Origin of the sequence: Wolbachia endosymbiont of Encarsia formosa (genome assembly GCF_039540065.1) — a bacterium.
Classification (GTDB): Bacteria; Pseudomonadota; Alphaproteobacteria; order Rickettsiales; family Anaplasmataceae; genus Wolbachia.
The window spans coordinates 71,212-91,947 of sequence record NZ_CP154278.1 but is presented as its reverse complement, the minus strand read 5'-3'; the positions used below and the strand labels follow the sequence as shown (position 1 = coordinate 91,947).

Sequence of the window (20,736 nt, the reverse complement as noted above, 5' to 3'; positions counted from 1 at the left end):
TCATTTCTCATTTTGCTTAGAGATAGACCTATCATATATATACCACTTATATAACAATGTACACATTCCACAAACTATAGATAGATCAGCTAAATTAAAGGCTGGCCAATACCAATCATTGATATGAAAATATATGAAATCATATACAGCGCCCCAATAGATTCTATCAATTACATTTCCGATCGCTCCACCAATCATCAGAGAAAAACTAAGGTAAATTGACTTATCATTAGATTTATATATCAAGTATGCAAGTATACCAATTATTAATATTGAACACGACGAAAAAAAGAAGCTGCCATGCGGCAGAGTACTACACATTCCAAAGCTAATTCCTGAATTCCAAACTTCAACTAATTTCATAAAACTAGTAATCTCGATTGACTCCCCCTCATCAATCAATGAGTTTATATACAATTTACTTGTTTGATCGAATGATACTATAATCAATATAATAACTAAACATATCCTTTTCATAAGTTTATCTTTAACTGGTAAGCCTTCATTATATCACGTTCTATCTGTTTTGTTAACTCGTTAATACTATGGAATTTTTTTTCTGCCCTAATAAATTTTAAAAGTTGTATATCAACCTTAAAATTATATACATTTTCGTTGAAGTCAAATATATGCATTTCTACTATAGGTTTTTTTAAGTCCTTAAATGTAGGTCTCATACCAATGTTGACTACTCCATATAGCCAACTTGAACTATTTTCAGAAAATGCAACTTTGGCGTAATATGTACCAAGCTTAGGTTTTATCATGTAATCTTCTATCGGAATGTTTATGGTTGGAAACCCTATTTCTCTACCTCTACATGCACCTTTTGTTACAATACCAGAAACTTGATAAGACCTACCAAGCAATTTATTAGCAATTTCTATTTCGCCTTTTTGTAAACACTCTCTGATTGAGGAAGAAGAGCAAATTTTTCTATCGATTATCAATGGCTCTAATTTAGTTAAAGAATATTCATACATCTGAGAATATTTTTCTAGAGTTAATATGTTACCCAATCGTTTGTGACCAAAAGTACAGCTTTCTCCAACAGTTATATGTTTAGCACCATACTTCTTTACCAAAATCTTACCAATAAAGTCATCACAGCTAACCTCAGAAAAACCTCTATTAAAATTAATAATATACAAGTAATCTATACCATAGCTGCTGATTAGTTCCTTTTTTTGTTCTTGGTCTATTAACCTAAAATTGTTCCTACTAAATAAAACAGTTGATGGGTGAGGCTCAAAAGTTAAAACTGCAGAGGGTAATCCTCTTTCTTGTGCTACCTTCTTTAGATTGGAAATTGCAAACTTATGTCCTAAATGAACGCCATCGAAATTTCCGAAAGTTAGTGCAACATTATCTTTTATCCCTTTCTCACAGTTGTAAATAATTTTCATACAATTTGATATTTTATATATATTTTTTATATATAATAATTGTATTTTATGAACTATGGAGATAAATCGTGAAAAACACTAAAGGAAAAGTTGTAATATATGTGAAGAAGTACTGCCCATTCTGCAAGAAAGCAAAAGAGTTATTGGATGAAAAAGGTGTGAAATACGAAGAAATTGATGTACTTAGAAACTCGGATTTGTTTGACGGTATAAAATCAAAATATAACGTCAGGACAGTTCCACAAATTTTTATTACTGATGAAAATGGTGATTATGTACATCATATTGCTGGATGTGACAAATTGATGGATCTTGAAAAAGAAGGAAAGTTGGATAATATGTTAAATAACAATGAAGATAGCATTAATGCAACAGCTTACACAAGTGGCAGTGATGAACACGAGGGATGTAATATAATACATAATGAAGATTTTATGTGATTTTTTTGTCTTACTGTTGCTGGCATACCCACTTTAAACAATTTTTAATGAATTAAAAATACAATTCATCTAGTGAGTTTTTTTAGTGGGAAAAAATGATAAAAAATATTATAATTGTTAGCAAAAACTTAATTAGTATTGAATTAATTAACAAACAAGATTTAGAGAGTTTCATCAAGATTTTCACAGTGCTTGATAAGCATATAGCAGCTAAAACTCTTTTTACAGAAGAAGTGACAATAGAGTATAAACAACACAATTGCATAGAAGTTGTTGAATTGATAAAAGATACAGGTTTTACATATCATGATGTTGAGAATGTGTTAAATCACCTAAGTAATCATGGAATGAAAGTACCAAGTAGCGTTATAGCAAGCACCCTTTCTTCTTCATACAATCACGCACTTGAGTCTAAGGATGTAGAATTTGCCTGTTCTAAAGGGTTGCCACAATTTTACATCAGGGTAAATAAGAATACCTTTATAATGACTCCTATAAGTGAAGAGAATCTGGAATTGAATTCGCAAAATAGCAAAATGCTTATAGAGTCATTAGAGAGCGAAAAAAGCACTTATGATTGCATAGTGGAAGAAAATATCATCAAAGTTATAGTGCATTCTGAAATACATCAGGCTATAAACTCGATTATAAAATCACTGATAAAGTCTTGCCTTTTAGCAAGAGATGAAGAAGAAAAATTCAAAGAGAAATTGAGACAACTTGCTTTTAAAGATCAAGCTTTCGTTGAGTATTCTAGCATCAAAACCATTCATAGATATCCGAATAACCATCCTCTGAGAAAGCATGAAAGTGTTATTAAAGATATAGAAAATATTTTATGTGATTTCATAATAAATGAGAACAGCGGGTTTGCTATAGAGCGGTTAAATAGACTGGGCTCAGAAGTCTCTCCAAATACTCCAAGAATCATCACTAAAACTATAGATAAGCTTGTTAAGTTTCACTAAAATGTTGTTGGAATGGTTTTAGCCAATGTCTACATATATCTGATTTTTACTGATTTAGTCGAGCAATTGAGCTGCTCTCTGTCATCCCAGCGTTTAACACTGGGATGATTTCGTTGTATGGTATCTTGTATAGTGTTTTGATTTAAGACAGATTCAAATAGCTAGGTAATGTTCAAAAAAGTGTGTCAAAGCGAATTTTTAGTTCAACTCAATTTTCAATCTGTGGAGAAAGAAAATGTTGAGCTGAGATATAGTTAATATGTACAGCACTTTTCCTCCACCTTCCTTATAGAACAATATACCAACTTGTACAAGCTGGTAAATGAACCTTTGGTTTTAGTAAATGTCTCATCGATAGGATTAGTGTATCCGCCTAAATGTCCCGAAATACTTAAAATAAATTTTCCCAATTGTTTTGCCACGATTTTATGACCAAAGGATATTTTTCGCTCCATCAGCTCGAGTAAATAATTTTCAGCAATTTCTCTGCTTGAATACTGATATACTTTCTTCAGATCACTTATGAAAGTTTTTGCTGCTTCAGTAAATTTCTTATCTGATGTACTATACATTTCTGCTTTAGCTATTTATAGCAGCAGGAAAACTTTTTAATACAAGCTATTAGAATATCCTCTACTCCTCTTTCTTTTATCTCATTTAATACCCCCAACCAGAACTTCTCTTTCAGCCAAATAAAAACCCAATACATCCTTTTTGCCTTCTTGATCTATACCCAATATGTTATACATGCACTTACTTACACAACAACCGTCTTCTTTCACCTTAAAAAATCATGAATACTATCGGATATATTGATTGTAGTGGACGACTACACCATTCATTGATTATAGGTAGTAATTTATCTGTAATTCCAGATATCTCTGCTGCAGATATTTTTTGCCTCAAGTTCAGTTGTTTACCTTTTTTTTCACTATCTGTGGTTCGCTCTCTATCTCTTGGTGTCAAAAGTTCAAATATTTGTCCTCAAAGTTTTTTCCGTTTCTTCTCTTCTCTTTCAGTGGGTAAATGGTACCTTCCAGACTCTCTTCCAGTAGCCTTGTTACCATCTCTCCCCATCAATGGTCTACCGATGATAGGATATTTGTTTCTAATTCTTTATAGTCTACCAATCCAGTAGTTCCATTTACTTGACTCATGTCAAATCTCCATTTTTTGTTTCTATTTTATTTTTACTTCTCGCTTTGACGCAGTTTTTTGAACGTTCCCTTTAAGTTAGTAATTTATAGATTTTTCTAAAAAAATAAATGTAACAAGTAAAATGCCAATCTTAAATATTGCTATATTTTACGATAGCTAATTAATTTGGCACGTATGGTTTGTTAAACACTTCCAGAATTACTCACCGCTAAAGACTATATCTTTCTGTATAGTCTTTAAATGCACCTCTATTGGAGTCAAAATGTAGTTTCACACTGCCAATTGGCCCGTTTCTTTGTTTTGCAATGATCAGCTCTGCAATATTTCTAATTTTCTCCATTTTCTCTTGCCACTCTCGATGTTTATTACTTCCTTCATTTGGTTGCTTTCTTAATTCATAATATTCTTCTCTATAGAGGAACATTACTATATCCGCATCCTGTTCTATGCTTCCTGAATCACGTAAATCAGAAAGTTGTGGTTTTTTATCATCCCTCTGCTCAACAGAACGAGAGAGCTGCGATAGTGCAACAATGGGAATATTTAGTTCCTTTGCAATTGCTTTCAAACCCTGCGTCACTTCTGAAATTTCTTGCACTCTATTTTCACTACTCCTTTTTGTTGTTCCTCGAATTAATTGCAGATAATCGATAAATACCACCTCTACATTGTATAGCTGATATAGCAGTCGTATTCTGGTACGAAGGGCACTAATTGATAGAGCAGGAGTGTCATCTATAATGAAAGGTAATTCAGATAGTCCTGTACTAGCATTAATGAATTCATGTAATTCAAAATCACTAATTCTCCCAGTCATTGCCTTATAATAACCAATACCTGAATCTATGGTAATCAATCTTGCAGTCAATTGCTCTGCTGACATTTCAAGTGAGAAAAACGCTACGTAGTGTTGTTTGTCTGTTCTTTTTTGCAAAATCTTACAAGCATTAAGTGCGATGTTCAGTGCCAATGCTGTCTTCCCCATTGAGGGCCTTGCAGCTATAATTAACAGATCAGATTTCTGCAAACCACCAAGAAGCTGGTTTAGATCTTGAAGTCCGGTTGTAATACCTAGAGCCTCTGGATTATTTTTTAGCTTGTTAATCTTCTCAACCACATCTTTAATTGAACTTGCAAGCTTTATGTATGTTTTCTCACCTTGCTTTTTTACTGCTAAATTGAACAATTTTGTCATTGCTTGCTCAATTTGTACCTGTGCAGGATTTTCGATGTCATAGTTATAACTATCGTCAATTGTCTCTTGTCCGAGCTTGATTAAGCATCTTCTTAAATAAGTATCACGGATTATTCTGGTCAAGCTATAGATATCAAGAGCAATACTTGCCTTCGCTGCAAGCTTTGCTAGGTACTCAACTCCACCACATTCGGCAAATGCTTTATCATTTTCAAAAAACATCTTAAGGCTTAGTTCATTGGCAACTATGCCGTGTTTTCTGGTTTTAGATATCTGGGTAAAAATGCTTTGATGTAGTGGATCGTAGAAATTGTCTGCTGCAATTATATCTTCAACTGCATCACAAATTCTATTATCACGAATCATTGCACCAATGAGCATTTGCTCTGCTTCTAAATTATGTGGCAATTTACATATTTCTTCTCTTGAATTAATAAGGTTAACTAATTCATTCATTTTAAGTTTTTAGAGTAATGATTGATTATTGTAGAATATTCAATCTCGACTTAAAAGAGAAAAAATTTGACTAATCCTGTGTTGCTTATAGCCTTAAAATATGCCCCTGTGGTGGAATGGTATACACGGCAGACTCAAAATCTGTTGCTTGCAAGAGCATGCTGGTTCAAGTCCGGCCAGGGGCACTCAAACATTGGAAAGTGCTTTATGTTACACAAGTTTTTTAATCGTTCATTTGCCATTCTTTCTTCTATAAATGCTATTCAGAGGATAAAGAAAGATGAAAATGGAATATGTTACGTAACGGGACTTAGACGCTATTTGTCAGTGCTGCTTGATTTAATCATCATCGTTTTATTTTTACAGTTTTGCGGTCAGGCCTTAAATCAACTCTTTATGAGCTCGGAGAGCAGTAAAATATTAGGCCAAATTGCTGCAAAATATCAAATGCAGGTGCCACTATATGCAGAGGAAACAGCAATGCAGAGTAAACTAATAAAGTTACTAGTTCTAAATCAGATAGTTCAATTTATTATGCTTTTTAGTTATGTAGCATATATGTGGATAAGATTTGGCGCTACACCTGGAAAATTCTTACTTGGACTTAGAGTTGTGAATGCACAAACTTTTGAAAAATTGACTCTGAAACAAGCAACAAAGAGGTTTTTTTCCTTCATATTGTCAACTGCACCATTATTCTTGGGTTTCATATGGGCAAGTTTCGATAAACGCTGCCAAACTTGGCACGATAAGATTGCAAATACAGCAGTTGTCACAAACAAAAGTCTTAAGTGTGATAAAATGAACTAAATTCGTTTAAAATAAGAAAATTTTAATAGTTTTATTGATAAATTTGATCAAATGCTTAATTAATGATATACTAAAATAGTAGGTAAAAAATATGCCAAGTATTACTCATGATCAAAGTATGGATTCTATTAGCGATAGTATTGTACATATTGATGATAATGAAATAAAAGAATGCTTAATTGAGGCACTAGAACCATTTAAGAACGAATTAGAAGCTCAAAGTTTTGACCTTAATGGGCTAGGAACTTCTGACCTAGTTAAAGCATGGAAGAAGATAGAAGATTTTAAAGGTGCTGAGTTAAAGGATGCTTCTGATCTTGCTGATCTGATAAAAGGGCAAATTGCAGAATTTGATGAAGAAAAATTATGGAAAATGTGTACCTTTAGCAAAATTTCCTATGGTGATGTGGATAGAAAATTAGAGAAAGGTAAATACAAAACTAAAAGGAAGTTTGAAGAAGAAGGTTATCAGATTATAAGATTTTACGATAATGAACTTATTGAAGATAAATATTGCTCAGATGTTGATTATAAATTAGAGCAACACGATGTTGGCCATGCTTTAACTGGTAAAAATTCATATAATCGAGATGCTGGTTATATTTTTATTAAAGATAACGAAGTAGATATAGCTTACCATGGCACTCGTGATTTAAATGATGTGAAGGAAGATCTGCGTGCTTCTTTAACTAAGTTGCCATTTTTGTCTGGAGATAATTATGTTCACTCTGGTTTTTACTCTCTATTCAAACGTTCTTGGCCCAGCGTACATAAAATATTACAAGGGCATGCTAATGATAAAGGATTAGCAATCAAAGATTTAAAAATCAATGTTACAGGCCATAGCATGGGAGGTGCTCTTGCTAGTATAACTGCTTTATTTCTTAATAAAACAGAAGGTGCTGAAGATGTTCATGTTGCAACTTTTGGCTCTCCAAGAGTGTTCTACAATGGTGCTGCTGAAGTTTACAATGAGTGTCTTGGACATAATACTATTAGAGTAGCTTGTCAATCAGATCCGGTACAATGTTTGCCACATGGTAATGCTGGTATGCACTATAAACATGTAGGTAAACCATTAAAATTAGAAACAGGTAAAACTCTGGAGTATTTAGAACTACACTATCATAAAATCGATACCTATTATAACCTTATTGAGAAAATAGAGCAGGAAAAATTTAAATCGGATAGCGAAGCATCTAAGTATCGTCATATTTCTTATATTTGTGGCCTATTTTACCATGCAGTTTTGTCATATGTTGATGTGGATGATAAGGAATTCTTTGAAGAAGTCAGAGAAGAAAATGAAGGCATTAAGCTTTCTGAGATACCAATTCAACGTGCTCCAAATTTAGAAGAGGAATTTAGACAAGGAAAACAAAAAGTAGCTCAGCTTACTAATGAAAAAATTCAACTAGAGGGAAGGTTAAATAGTATACAACAAAGTTTGGTTGGAAAAACTAAAGAGTTAGATGATGAAAAAGGAAAATTAACACAAGAACAACAGAAGACTAATCAACTCAATGATCAAGTAGATAAACTTACTGCAGAATTTAAAGGGACAAAAGATCAGCTTGCAGAAAACAAAGCAGAGTTGGATGAGCAAATTAGCAAAGTAACTAGGCTTAACGGTACTGTAGAAAAATTTAAAGAAACAAATACTGGATTAGAAAGAAAGAATAGTAATCTGACTAATCAACTGAAGAAGCTTGAGAAAGCAAAAACTAAGCTAGAAGAAAAGGTAGAATGTGCAGAAAAAGAGCTAAAGGATGCTAGAGCTCAATTCAGAGAGAGTGAGGTAGGGCTAAGGGAAGTAAAAGCTCAACTTGAACAGGAAAATAGTAATTTGTCTAGTCAAGCAAGGGAGCTTGAAAGGAAATGTGAGCAAACAGAAGTTCAACTTGTAGCATCAAAGCAAAAATTAGCTGAAGAAACTAGTAAAGTCATGCAACTTAGCAAAGAATCTAATGAAGCAAGAGCTCAGCTTGAAAAGAAGAAAAAAGAGATTGGAAGGCTAAAAGATCAAGTAGATCAAATGACTATACAAAACAATCAATTGGAAGGGCGGCTGGATGATGCAAAGCAAGGTCTAATTGATAAAACTAATGAAGTAACCCGATTAACACAGGTTGCTGATACGCTAAATGGTCGGGTAGCTCAATTGACTACACAAAATGATCAGTTGGAAGGGCAGCTGAATGATGCAAGACAATCGTTCGCTGATCAAATAATGCAACGCGAAAATGAAAATAACGACTTAAAGACAAAGCTGCAAGAAATTGAAAACAAAAGTGAAGTACTAGAGAAGAGTATACATAAGCAATTTGAAAGCAAGAATGAAGAGCTAAGTGAAAAATTCTTGAAAGCAAGAACTTACAGTAAAAGGCAAGGGAATTATGCTTCTGTTTCTTTTGTATTATCTGGAGCACTTGCTGTTGGTACAAGTCTAACAATTCTTCATTTAGGAATGTGTATTTCGCTTGCTGTAGCTGCATTAGCTTTTCTTACAGTAGGGTGTTACTGTTCTTATAAGGCAAATACCACATTTAACAATGTAGAAATCGAAAATTGTAGTTATAGAATAGCTGCTTAGATATTAAGTTAGTAATTTAAATACTCTTTATTGCTAGTTATTATGCCATCGCTTTAATTTGTTTGTGTTTTACTAAAAAAACTTTAGATTATACTTTATAATTGATACTAAAATATGATTTGGAGTTTATTGCAGACAGGCCAAAAGGAAGGCTATAAAATTGCGTATACCAATGCTCGTATTATTGACCCGGAAACTAAACTTGATATAAAAGGTTCATTGTTAACTGAAGGGGATAAAATTGTTGATTTTGGCGAATCGTTATTTTCAACAAGTGGGGTTGATGAAACAATAGACTGTAAAGGGCTTGTTCTAATGCCAGGCCTTATTGATATTCACGTGCATTTTCGTGAACCAGGTCAAGAGCATAAAGAAAATATACATACGGGTAGTAAATCTGCAGCTGCAGGAGGCGTTACAACTGTAGTTTGTCAGCCAAACACTGTTCCAGCGATTGATAGTGTTGTCTTGGCTCAGTATTTGAAATATAGAGCATTTGAAACTTCGCATGTGAATGTGGAATTTTACGCTAAAATCACCACTTCGGAAGAAAAATTAACTGAAATGGCACTCTTAAAGGAAGCAGGTGCAGTTGGTTTCACCGATGATGGTATGCCAGTTATGAATCCAATGATTATGAGACAGGCACTGCTTTATTCAAGTATGCTTGGTGTTCCTATTGCTCAACACGCAGAGGATTTAAATCTATCTGCTGGTGGCGCAATCAATGCAGGTAAAATTTCTGAAGAATTGGGAATAAAGGGAATCTTGAGTGCGTCAGAGTCGGTTATGGTAACTCGTGATATACTGCTAATGAAGGACATAGAAAATGTACACTATCATATTTTACATGTTTCTTCAAAAGATTCACTTGATGCTATTAAGCGTGCAAAAGATTTAGGGTTAAATGTTACATGCGAAGTAACTCCTCATCACTTTACTTTAACTGAAGATATAGTAAAGCAACATGGAGCAATCGCAAAAATGAATCCGCCACTTCGTACAGAGGAAGATCGTTTAGCTATGATTGAAGGTTTAAAGACAGGTGTGATTGATTGTATTGCAACCGATCATGCTCCGCATGATCTTAGTTCTAAAGATTTGCTACTTGAAAATGCTGCATTTGGTATTGTTGGCCTTGAAACAATGCTGCCCATTTCACTTGAACTATATCACAGTGGACAAATGGGTCTACTTGATGTGCTTGCAAAATTGACATATAAGCCTGCAGATATCATACATATGCCACGTGGCCGCATACAGAAAAACCTTGTAGCGGACTTAATTTTAGTTGATTTGGATCATGAATGGGAAATTAAAGTTGACAACTTTGCTAGTAAATCAAAGAATTCGCCTTTCGGTGGACGCAAAGTGAAAGGGCACGTAGTACGTACCGTTGTGTCTGGCAAAACTGTATATTTACAGAAGAGTTAGTTATTATACAATTGTGCTCTCAATTTCAATCAATTGTAAAGATTTAATATAAGTGGTAAAATATAGCCACTGAATAAAAAATATATGCTAATTAGTACGACATCGGAACTGGAAAATGCATGTAAAGAATTGATGGAAAAAGATCCAAAATTTATAGCAATTGACACGGAGTTCATTAGAAATAATTTAACCTACTACCCAAAATTATCGTTAATTCAAATTTCTTACGGAGAGAAGAGTTTTATTGTAGATGCATTAGTGCCAGAAATTGATTTATCATTCATTAAGAAAATGATGCTAAATCAGGGAATAATCAAAGTGTTTCATAGCTGCCGGCAGGATATAGAATCCTTACTCACTGTGTTTAAATGTGTTTCCACTCCTATTTTTGATACCCAAGTTGCTGCTATGTTTTGCCATTATTATCATGACTTTATTGGTTATTCAAAAGTAGTAGAGCAATATCAAGGAATAGCACTGGATAAAATTAAAGCTAAAAATTCAGACTGGTTAAGGCGTCCATTGTCTGAGGATCAACTAAACTATGCAACAAACGACGTGTTATATCTATATGATCTATACCAAATATTGTGCAATAAACTTGAAGAAAGTAATAGGATGAGTTGGTTTCAAGAAGAGATGGAATCAATAGTTGATGTTAATAAGTATTTGCATAATCCAAAAGATGCATGGAAGAGGATTAAATTTAATTATGAAGCAAATCCAAGGTTGATGTTAACTGTTAAAGCAGTTAGTGAGTGGCAAGAGACCTTAGCACAGCGTTACAATATAAATCGTAATAAGGTAGTCAATAATGCCGTAATAACTGGTTTAATTGAAAAAAACGTGGAACATATTGATGACATTTTAGATGACCTTAAGAGAAACACAAAAAATATAAAAGAGGAAGATTTATTAGAATTTATAGATATTTTCAATGAGAATGAGAAGGAATTTGTGCAGCAAAATTATACTCTGTCAGATAATTATGATAAATCTGTATTTGATATACTCTCGATTATTTTGGAGAGCAAATGTAAGGAAAATAACATATCAAGAAAGTTAATTTCATCAAAAGCTGAGTTAGCTGGCTCAATATCTGGGCAGATAGATAAACTATTCAAGGGATGGAGATATGATTTTTTCGGCAGATCAGTAGAATCGTTTTTGAATGTAGGCTCAAGGTTTGAAATTTTAATGGTAAAATCTGCTGATAGTATAGCTAAGATTCGGAGTAATCTTGTGGAGAATAACCGTATCACGTGTTAAGGTCTAACGAGTTTATTATATCTTTCACTTGAGAAAGAACATTTGCACTGGTATCGATGATAAAGTTGCTCATTTGCTTTTTTTCTTCAATAGGTAGCTGAATACTAGACATTAGATCTAGCTTTTTTTTATCCATATTACGCTCACTAAGCCTTTGAGCTTGTACAGTGCTATCTGCATGGATAAAAACAATAAAATCGCAATATAAACGGAATCTCGTTTCCAGTAGGAGTGGAATGTCTAGGACTAGGAGTTTTCTGTCGGTTTCTTTCTCCTGAGCAATAAAAATTGCTAATTCACTATGCACAGCAGAATGCACTAAAGATTGAAATTGCTTCCAATTTTCATCGTAGGCCAAAAAATATTTAGACAATACTGCTCTGTCTATTTCACCATTTACTATCACCCCAGGAAATTTTTCTTCTGCGTAACTTATTATGTTTTTGTTTACTTTATAAAGCTGGTGCACGACAGAGTCGGCATCAAACAAAGCGGCACCAAATTCTTTAAAGCAATTGGCTACAAAGCTCTTTCCAACTGCAATCCCACCTGTTAAACCTATGATCATATAGCAAATTTCTTATAAAACTATATTTATAGCATCTCCTATGCCTATTTAAAACTGAATGCATAGGTAGAAAAGCTATTATTTTTTTAGTAATTCAGTACAATAGAGTGAAAGATTGAGAGGAAATTTTGAAAGATAAGATAAAAAAGATAGTGATTTCAGGGAAAAAAGTCTGGCCAATCGTCGAGGGCGGTAAAGGCATTGCAATCAGTGATGGAAGATCAAGTGGGGCATTTGCTGCAGCAGATGCTGTTGGTACGTTTTCTGGTGCAAATGCTAAACTTATTGATGACAATGGTGAGTTGGTGCCGCTGATTTATAGAGGTAAAACAAGAAATGAAAAGCATGAGGAATTAATTAAGTATAGTATTGAGGCTGGAGTTAGTCAAGCAAAAATAGCGAATGAAATATCAAAGGGCCGTGGAAGAATACATATGAATGTGCTTTGGGAAATGGGAGCAGCAGAACAAGTCCTTCATGGCATATTAGAAAAAGCAAAAGGCTTAGTTCATGGCATCACTTGCGGTGCTGGTATGCCTTACAGGCTTGGAGAAATTTCAGCTAAATATCAAGTTTATTACTACCCTATTATCTCATCGGCGCGCGCTTTTAAAGCGTTGTGGAAACGTGCTTACCAAAAAATATCTTCTTTTTTATTTGGTGGAGTAGTATATGAGGATCCGTGGCTTGCTGGTGGTCACAATGGGCTCAGTAATAGTGAAGACCCAGAATTACCGCAGGCTCCATTTGAAAGAGTTGCAGAGCTTAGATCTTTCATGAATGAGGTCGGTCTTTCTGAAACGCCAATTGTTATGGCGGGGGGAGTGTGGAATTTGAAGGATTGGGAACATTGGTTTGATAATTCGCAAATCGGACCGATAGCTTTTCAGTTTGGCACTCGTCCACTTTTAACAAAAGAAAGTACGATTTCTACGGAGTGGAAAAAGAAATTACTTACTTTAGAAGAAGGTGACGTATTTTTAAACAAATTTAGTCCGACAGGGTTTTACTCATCTGCAGTAAGAAATAACTTCATACGTGAGCTACAGGAGAGGAATTCACGTCAAATAAAATTTTCGGAAAGTGCAAGCGGAGAGTTTAACAATGAATTTGCAATGGGCAGCAGAGGTAGAAAGATTTACCTTACTGCACAAGACAAAGAACTGGCAGATAAGTGGACTCAGGAAGGTTATACAGAGGCAATGAAAACTCCAGATACAACTGTTATTTTTGTGACACCAAGCAAATTTGCGGAGATAAGACAAGATCAAATTAATTGCATGGGATGTTTGAGCCATTGTCTGTTTAGCAATTGGAAAGATCATGGTTACCATTCAACAGGGCGAAAGCCAGATCCACGGAGTTTCTGTATACAAAAGACACTGCAAAACATTGTACATGACGGCAATGTTGAAAATGAACTCATGTTTTCTGGACACAATGTTTACAGATTTAAGCAAGACCCATTTTATGAAAATGGCTACGTACCGACAGTAAAAGAACTTGTGGGAAGGATATTAACTGGGTATTAGGGTATGGTTGAATTGACAATAATAAAGTTACTCTGTTATAATAAGTCTTTATTAATTTAATCTTAATTCTGGGGGAATTTTTATGTGTAGTAGTGTTTTAAAAAGGTATGCACTTGCCTATATAAAAGAAAATGGAAGTGACAAGAATGTTCAAGAATTTTTACGTTCTCGTGGTATGCAAAATATTGAGAACTGGAGTGATAAAAATTTTGAAAATGCGTATAAGGAATTTAGGCGCTATAACCCAACTAATGAACACAATATAGAAAGTGATCGACGTGATAGTAGGCAACAACCTACAGGCCCTCAGACTACACATATACATGTGCACAATAATAGAGGTTTAGATTTTGGGATTATTTGCTACTTCGTAGCCTGTTTAGTGGTAATACTGGTCATACTACAGTGATAAATAACCTTGGTTCCAGTAGCAGTAACAAGCCAAGTAGAGAAGATAAGAAAAAAGACTCAGAAGACAGCAGGAAATTATTAGCTTTAGGGATAGTGGCTGTAGTTGCGTGTGTTGCTTTCCATGCTTTAATGTGTATTTGATACAACAGAAGCGAAAAAACAGCTAAAAAGTCAGAAAAAATAGATTATCTAGATAGTCAACTTAAAATGTTCAGAAATATAGAATTTGCAGTTGGTGCAATTTCTTTAGCAGCTTTGATAGGTTGCGCTATTAACCCAGTCTTACCAGTTTGGGGTTTAGTCATCCTTGGCATTAATTCTCTTGTGTGTCTTGCTGGTGGTGTGGCTTTTCATATGAAGCATGAGAAAGAGTCAGAAAATATTAAGAAGGCTGAAGAAGCGGTAGATGATTATCATAAACAAAAACCTGGGTATAGCTTTGGAGATTCTTCTCATCGTGAAACACCTCCTCCTTACTCTCCTCAAGATCCTAATACTGTTCCAAGTGCTCCTTCTTATGATGACACCAGACCTGGTGGGTTGTTTTCTACTCCTAATCTGACACAACAGTTTGGAGGTTGTGCTAAGGCTAATAGCTAAAGCATAAGTTACTAATCGAGAATACCGCTGCAACACGCAGCGGTATAATGGATTTTCAGATTGCTTGTCTGGTAGGATATGTATTGATTTTTATTACTAGTGCAGATACGATAAAGCTTTAAGCACTACAAGATGGAGCAATTTGAGAGCTTTTACATCACTACGCCAATATATTATGTAAACGACAAGCCACATATCGGCCACGCATATACTTCCCTTATCTGTGATGTTGCAGCTAGATTTATGAAACTATCTGGAGGGAACGTCAAATTTACTACTGGTACAGATGAACATGGACAAAAAATTGAAAAAGCAGCTAAAACAAAGGGAATAGAGCCAAAAGAATTTACAGATGAAATAAGTGTTACGTTCAGAAAATTGGCTGAGCTAATGAACTTTGATTATGATGATTTTATTCGCACCACAGAAGAACGTCATGAAAAAGCAGTTATAGCTCTATGGAATAGGCTTGAAGAGAGAGGGCAAATATATCTGGATTCTTACTCAGGTTGGTATTCAGTTCGTGACGAAGCGTTTTACCAAGAATCGGAGTTGATAGATGGCAGAGCACCAACAGGTGCTGAAGTTCAGTGTATAAAAGAAGAGAGCTACTTTTTTCGTTTGTCAAGTTGGCAAAATAAATTACTAGAGTTATACGAAAATCAGCCGAATTTCATCTTTCCTGAGAGCAGAAAAAACGAGGTGGTATCGTTTGTAAAATCAGGACTTACTGACCTTTCGATTTCTCGTACTAGTTTTAATTGGGGAATAAAAGTACCAGGGAATGACAAGCACGTAATTTATGTTTGGATAGATGCGCTCACTAACTATCTCACATCAATAGGCTTTCCTAATATAGAAGATGAGGAATATAAGAAGTTTTGGACAAACTCCTTCAACGTTCATGTGATCGGTAAAGACATATTGCGTTTTCACGCTGTATACTGGCCAGCTATTCTTCTTGCAGCAGATTTACCACTGCCAAAGCAAATAGCAGTTCATGGTTGGTGGCTAAACGAGGGAGAAAAAATATCCAAATCCCTTGGTAATGTTATAGATCCAATTGGTCTGGAAGAAGAGTTTGGTGTTGATCAACTACGCTACTTTCTCCTTCGGGAAGCAAATTTTGGTCAAGATGGTAATTTCAGTAAGAAAAACATGATCAGCCGCATAAACTCAGAGATGGCAAACAATATAGGCAATTTAGTGCAAAGAACAATTTCATTTCTGCATAAGCAATGCGATGGAATCGTACCAACAATTGATCGAAATTTGCTTAAAGATGATGAGAGTTTACCAAATTGTAAAGCCATAATTGATCAAGTGATGGATCATCTATCAAAGTATGAATTTAACCAGATTATACTACTGATTATCAATATCTCTTCCAAGGCCAATGCTTACATAGATAAAAGTGCACCCTGGACGTTAAGTAAAACCGATAGAAAGCGCATGGATTTAGTAATTTACAAACTACTCGAATACATCAGAATAATTGGTATTTTATTGCAGCCAATTATTCCAAAATCAGCAGAAATGATGCTAGATCAATTGCAAATTCCAAAAGAACAACGCAACTTACAATCTCTGTGCAATGCGTGCGTAAGCTTAGGCATTACACTGCCTAAACCTACGCCGATTTTTTTGAGGATCGATATTTAAAGAATCCTTAGTAAGACGTTACAATACTAGACTGAGTTGGCCGTTCTGTAGTTAGCCTTTTTAATTCAACAGAGTCAAAAAAAGTGCCTTGGCGTTTTGATGTATCTATACCGTTATCTACTTTGGAAGAAATGATTGAGATGCACCGAAATTATTTTTAGCACTCTTAAAAGAAGAATTTAACATTTCGTGAGACTCATCAACTTTACTTTTCAACATAGTCTGTGTAGTAGGTACATGGTGAGCAGATGGTAAATTTACAGCAGAATTACCATCTGCTTGGCCTAGATGTGCCTGCTGCTCAGATAATCCAGAAGCAGGATCTAAAGTACATACGGGAGTTGGAAACAACTTTGATGCTAAAGCTGCTACTATAACTGATGCGTACGTTGCAATACTACTAAATTTTACAATCTGAGTTGTTCTATCTTTTAGTTTCGGTTGATCACCTGTTTCTTTTGCTACTGCATGCAATTTTGGTTGATTACCTTCTTCTTTAAATAAATTGCTAAGAGCTTAAGAATCTAAAACTTCTTCTTGATTTCTTTTTTTATGCTCTTGATGCATTTTCTTAGCATATTCATCAGAATTAATAATGTATTATACCTTTTTATCTAGTTGTTTTTGCATTTTAGCTTTTTCTTTGGCATTTTTAGCATCTAAACAAGAAGAAGTAATTGTTAGCTCTTTGCAGTGCAGCTGAAAGCGCAAAAACTAGAGCAGAAAATACAGCACCACTAATAATAAATGGAAGGCCAACACTTAACGCTGCAACTTGAGCTAAGAAACTAACATAAGGAGCTGCAGCAAACACTCCTGATGCTAACAAAATTGGTATAGCTAAAGTACTACCCCTTTTTTACAGTAAAGGTAGCAAAAAAAAAGCTACAAATCTATGTAGTATTTAAACTCGCTCCTACTGGGACCTAAACCTAATCCACTACAACATATCAGAAAACATTATCTCTATTTTTTCTGGTTACACACTGAATTTTTTCTCAGCATAATGATTATGAGATTGCTTTTTAGCTTGGTTTTACTCAACTAAAGCTAAGTTATTAGAAATTACCTGGTTTATTTGAGCGTTAGCAATATGAGTATCTTGTTGTCTACATTTAGTACAATACATAATAGATGCATCTCCAATAGCAGCTCCAACACAAGCAGCTCCAGCAATTAAGGCAATTTGATTAAAGTCTTTGTTATAACCTTGGTTAAATCCTTCACTGTAGCCTTTTTTGTAGCCCTCCATATAACCATCTTCATAACTTTTTTGTTGTGCAAAAAAACCATAAGCGTATGTAAATAATGCTCCTCCTGCAGCGTAAAATATACCCTGTATTCCAGGTTTTATTACGTCTGGAACAAGCCTGACGCCATTCTTTATTTCTTGTACTATAGAAATTATTGTTAAGTTCTTTATGTTAAAATCATTGATATTCATTTTTTTGTAAAAAAATTAAGCTATATACTTTATATCTTAACATTAATTTAGTTTTAAAGTAAATTAATGTTTTAATATAAATTTTATTTTTTGTAGAGAATCTGCTTTTTCTTGTTTTATATGAACTTAGAAAATTTTTATTGATAAATGACTTTAGGTTTAAAATTGAGGAAGTGGTTGCTATATATATCAGCAAGTATGAGTTGAATTTATATTATGTACTTGAATAAATTTACAGAAAAAGCAAAAAGCTTAATTCAGAATGCTCAAATGAAAGCATTGGGAGCCGGGCATAAGATTTTTATGCCTGAACATTTACTTAAAGTAATGCTTGAAGATGAATCGAGTTTAGTTCAGGACTTGATAGGTGCCTGTGGTGGAAATGTGCAGAATATTTCTAATGCTGTTGATAGTGCAATTAAAAAATTTCCAGTGATTGAAGGGCCAGGAAGTGGCGGCCTTCAGCTTTCAAGAGAGGTAGCAAAAGTTTTTGAGGATTCAATCGGTATTGCGAGGAGGAATAAAGATACATTTGTTACAGTTGAGCGGTTACTGCAGGGCCTTGCTGCACAAAAAGATGGTAAAATTTTAGCAGAAGGTGGTGTAACACCGCAAAAATTAAATTCAGTTATTGCAGAAATGAGAAAAGGTAGCAGTGCAGATTCGCCAAATAGTGAAGAAAAATTAAATGCGGCGAAGAAATATACAAAAGATATTACAGAGCTTGCGATGCAAGGTAAGCTTGATCCTGTAATTGGTCGTGATGAAGAAATCAGAAGAGCTATGCAGGTATCGCTTAGGCGAACAAAAAATAATCCCGTGCTGATAGGTGAACCTGGTGTTGGAAAAACTGCAATAGTTGAAGGTTTAGCAAACAGAATTGTTGCAAATGATGTACCACTTGGTTTGCGTGATGCAAAAGTTTTAGCTTTGGATCTTGGTGCGTTAATTGCTGGAACAAAATTCAGAGGAGAATTTGAAGAAAGGCTAAAAGCAGTGATCAATGATATTTCAAAAGCAGAGGGGAAAGTTATCTTATTTATAGATGAGCTTCATACTTTAGTTGGAGCAGGGGCAACAAGTGGTGAAATGGATGCTTCAAATCTACTGAAACCTGCTCTTGCACGCGGAGAAATTCGGTGTATAGGAGCTACAACTTTAGATGAGTATCGTCAGCATATAGAGAAAGACCCTGCGCTTGCGAGGCGTTTCCAGCCTGTGTTTATTTCTCAACCCACTGAAACTGATACTATTTCAATACTGAGGGGCTTGAAGGAAAGGTATGAGGTACATCATGGTATTAGGATTACAGATAGTGCAATAATCGCTGCTGCAACGCTTTCTAATAGATATATAACAGATAGATTTTTACCTGATAAAGCGATCGATTTAATTGATGAAGCAGCAAGTAGGGTTAGAATTGAAATGGACAGCAAGCCTGAGGTTGTTGATGAGCTTGAAAGAAAGATTATACAGCTGAAAATTGAGTCAGAGGCTTTGAAAAAAGAAAGTGATGAAAACTCTAGGCAACGTTTAAAAAAGATAAATGAGGAAATTGAGAGTCTAAACAGTAAATTTGCTGACTTAAACAGTAAATGGCAGATGGAGAAGAATAAAATAGCTAAAATACAAGAAACTGCTGAAAAATTGGATAACGCGAGGAAAGAGCTAGAATTGGCTCAGCGCAATGGAAATTTAGGAAGGGCAGGGGAGTTGATGTATGGTGTGATTCCTCAACTTGAAAATGAGTTAAAAAGTCAGGAGGAAGTTACTGACAGTTTCCTAAAGAAAGAAGTTACCGAAAATGATATTGCAAATATTGTTTCGAAATGGACAGGCATTCCTGTTGATAATATGATGCACAGTGAAAAGGAAAAACTCCTTAACATGGAGAATGAAATAGGAAGAAGAGTGATAGGGCAAAAGAATGCAATTGAAGCGATAAGTAATGCAGTAAGGCGTTCCCGTTCTGGAGTGCAAGATACTAATCGACCTTTTGGTTCATTTTTATTCTTGGGTCCAACCGGAGTTGGAAAAACAGAATTGGCAAAAGCCCTTGCTGAATTCTTATTTGATGATCAATCAGCACTTCTACGTTTTGATATGTCAGAGTATATGGAAAAACACTCCGTTTCAAAACTGATTGGTGCACCTCCAGGGTATGTTGGCTATGAACAAGGTGGAAGATTAACTGAGGCAGTGAGGAGAAGACCATATCAGGTAATTTTGTTTGATGAGATAGAAAAGGCAAATCCAGATATATTTAATATATTACTGCAGATTTTGGATGAAGGTAGACTCACCGATAGCCATGGCAAATTAATTGATTTTCGCAATACCATACTAATTTTAACTTCTAACCTTGGGGCTGAGATGATACTCAGAGGAACTTCTGAATCTGTGAAAGATGAGGTGATGAAAATAGTTAAATTAGCGTTTCGTCCAGAATTTTTAAATAGACTAGATGAAATTATTATATTCCACAGTTTAACTAAGGACGATATTTATAAAATTATAGACGTTCAATTTTCTTATTTACAAAAGATGCTTGCTAAGCGTAAACTGAGTGTTAGTTTATCGCAAGAAGCTAAAGAATTAATAGCACAAACTGGCTATGACCCTGAATATGGAGCGCGTCCTATGAAAAGGGTAATACAAGAATGCATTCAAAACAATCTAGCTAAGCTGATTTTATCAGGGGAAATAGTAGAAGGAGATGAGCTAATAGTGTATGCTTCTGGTAACGAAATCTTAGTTAAAAAGATCTAAATTCGCTGTATATTTTTGTTT

The 20,736-nt window shown here is 34.7% G+C and carries 18 protein-coding genes, 1 tRNA gene and 1 pseudogene; 12 read left to right on the top strand and 8 right to left on the bottom strand.

What is annotated here, in order from left to right; genetic code table 11:
* Both lspA and ribF read right to left on the bottom strand, forming a co-directional pair.
* Nucleotides 1–477, bottom strand: a complete 477-nt coding sequence (gene lspA / locus AAE962_RS00530) for a signal peptidase II (protein WP_343289133.1) — start codon at nt 475–477, stop codon at nt 1–3.
* The gene (gene ribF, locus AAE962_RS00525) at nt 474–1,406 is read right to left on the bottom strand and encodes a riboflavin biosynthesis protein RibF (RefSeq protein WP_343289132.1); all 933 of its coding nucleotides are present in this window, start codon (nt 1,404–1,406) and stop codon (nt 474–476) included. Before ribF ends, lspA begins: the two co-directional genes overlap by 4 nt.
* 68 nt (nt 1,407–1,474) lie before the next feature.
* On the opposite strand from ribF, the gene AAE962_RS00520 reads away from it, so the two are divergent.
* Nucleotides 1,475–1,846, top strand: coding sequence for a glutaredoxin (locus AAE962_RS00520; RefSeq protein ID WP_006015443.1), 372 nt, complete (start codon nt 1,475–1,477; stop codon nt 1,844–1,846).
* A 95-nt stretch (nt 1,847–1,941) separates the two neighbouring features.
* Nucleotides 1,942–2,814 carry a hypothetical protein gene (locus AAE962_RS00515; protein ID WP_343289131.1) on the top strand — a complete coding sequence of 291 codons (873 nt, stop codon included), beginning with the start codon at nt 1,942–1,944 and terminating at the stop codon, nt 2,812–2,814.
* A gap of 198 nt (nt 2,815–3,012) precedes the next feature.
* Here the strand turns inward: AAE962_RS00515 and AAE962_RS00510 are convergent.
* Together AAE962_RS00510 and AAE962_RS00505 are read right to left on the bottom strand one after the other, a co-directional pair.
* A pseudogene (locus tag AAE962_RS00510) lies at nt 3,013–3,971 on the bottom strand (transposase).
* Between the two features lie 209 nt (nt 3,972–4,180).
* Nucleotides 4,181–5,623, bottom strand: a complete 1,443-nt coding sequence (locus tag AAE962_RS00505) for a replicative DNA helicase (RefSeq protein WP_343289130.1) — start codon at nt 5,621–5,623, stop codon at nt 4,181–4,183.
* 102 nt (nt 5,624–5,725) lie between these two features.
* On the opposite strand from AAE962_RS00505, the gene AAE962_RS00500 reads away from it, so the two are divergent.
* From AAE962_RS00500 to AAE962_RS00480, 5 genes are all read left to right on the top strand, one after another.
* Nucleotides 5,726–5,808: transfer RNA gene (locus AAE962_RS00500), tRNA-Leu, on the top strand.
* A 22-nt stretch (nt 5,809–5,830) separates the two neighbouring features.
* Complete coding sequence (locus AAE962_RS00495) at nt 5,831–6,433, top strand: RDD family protein (RefSeq protein ID WP_343289129.1); 603 nt, start codon at nt 5,831–5,833, stop codon at nt 6,431–6,433.
* A 91-nt stretch (nt 6,434–6,524) separates the two neighbouring features.
* A complete protein-coding gene (locus tag AAE962_RS00490) occupies nt 6,525–9,026 on the top strand; it encodes a lipase family protein (RefSeq protein ID WP_343289128.1) in 2,502 nt (833 codons plus the stop codon).
* Between the two features lie 114 nt (nt 9,027–9,140).
* Complete coding sequence (locus AAE962_RS00485; protein WP_343289127.1) at nt 9,141–10,460, top strand: dihydroorotase; 1,320 nt, start codon at nt 9,141–9,143, stop codon at nt 10,458–10,460.
* An 84-nt stretch (nt 10,461–10,544) separates the two neighbouring features.
* Nucleotides 10,545–11,729 carry a ribonuclease D gene (locus AAE962_RS00480; protein WP_343289126.1) on the top strand — a complete coding sequence of 395 codons (1,185 nt, stop codon included), beginning with the start codon at nt 10,545–10,547 and terminating at the stop codon, nt 11,727–11,729.
* On the opposite strand, the gene coaE is transcribed toward AAE962_RS00480, so the two are convergent.
* A complete protein-coding gene (gene coaE, locus AAE962_RS00475; RefSeq protein ID WP_343289125.1) occupies nt 11,719–12,297 on the bottom strand; it encodes a dephospho-CoA kinase in 579 nt (192 codons plus the stop codon). The genes AAE962_RS00480 and coaE overlap by 11 nt on opposite strands.
* 128 nt (nt 12,298–12,425) lie before the next feature.
* Between coaE and AAE962_RS00470 the strand changes: the two genes are divergently transcribed.
* The 4 genes from AAE962_RS00470 to metG all read left to right on the top strand — a co-directional run bounded on the left by AAE962_RS00470 (nt 12,426) and on the right by metG (nt 16,502).
* Nucleotides 12,426–13,829: an NAD(P)H-dependent flavin oxidoreductase gene (locus tag AAE962_RS00470; RefSeq protein WP_343289124.1), complete on the top strand. Its 1,404-nt coding sequence runs from the start codon at nt 12,426–12,428 to the stop codon at nt 13,827–13,829.
* Nucleotides 13,830–13,911: 82 nt separating this feature from the next.
* Nucleotides 13,912–14,238, top strand: a complete 327-nt coding sequence (locus tag AAE962_RS00465; RefSeq protein WP_343289123.1) for a hypothetical protein — start codon at nt 13,912–13,914, stop codon at nt 14,236–14,238.
* A gap of 209 nt (nt 14,239–14,447) precedes the next feature.
* Nucleotides 14,448–14,840, top strand: a complete 393-nt coding sequence (locus AAE962_RS00460; protein WP_343289122.1) for a hypothetical protein — start codon at nt 14,448–14,450, stop codon at nt 14,838–14,840.
* 132 nt (nt 14,841–14,972) lie between these two features.
* Nucleotides 14,973–16,502, top strand: a complete 1,530-nt coding sequence (gene metG / locus AAE962_RS00455; RefSeq protein WP_343289121.1) for a methionine--tRNA ligase — start codon at nt 14,973–14,975, stop codon at nt 16,500–16,502.
* Between the two features lie 117 nt (nt 16,503–16,619).
* On the opposite strand, the gene AAE962_RS00450 is transcribed toward metG, so the two are convergent.
* The 3 genes from AAE962_RS00450 to AAE962_RS00440 form a co-directional block, all read right to left on the bottom strand.
* Nucleotides 16,620–16,976: a hypothetical protein gene (locus tag AAE962_RS00450; protein ID WP_343289120.1), complete on the bottom strand. Its 357-nt coding sequence runs from the start codon at nt 16,974–16,976 to the stop codon at nt 16,620–16,622.
* A 178-nt stretch (nt 16,977–17,154) separates the two neighbouring features.
* A complete protein-coding gene (locus tag AAE962_RS00445) occupies nt 17,155–17,331 on the bottom strand; it encodes a hypothetical protein (protein ID WP_343289119.1) in 177 nt (58 codons plus the stop codon).
* Between the two features lie 207 nt (nt 17,332–17,538).
* Nucleotides 17,539–17,946 carry a hypothetical protein gene (locus AAE962_RS00440; protein WP_343289118.1) on the bottom strand — a complete coding sequence of 136 codons (408 nt, stop codon included), beginning with the start codon at nt 17,944–17,946 and terminating at the stop codon, nt 17,539–17,541.
* Nucleotides 17,947–18,162: 216 nt separating this feature from the next.
* On the opposite strand from AAE962_RS00440, the gene clpB reads away from it, so the two are divergent.
* Nucleotides 18,163–20,715 carry an ATP-dependent chaperone ClpB gene (clpB, locus tag AAE962_RS00435; protein ID WP_343289117.1) on the top strand — a complete coding sequence of 851 codons (2,553 nt, stop codon included), beginning with the start codon at nt 18,163–18,165 and terminating at the stop codon, nt 20,713–20,715.
* Nucleotides 20,716–20,736: the final 21 nt, after the last annotated feature.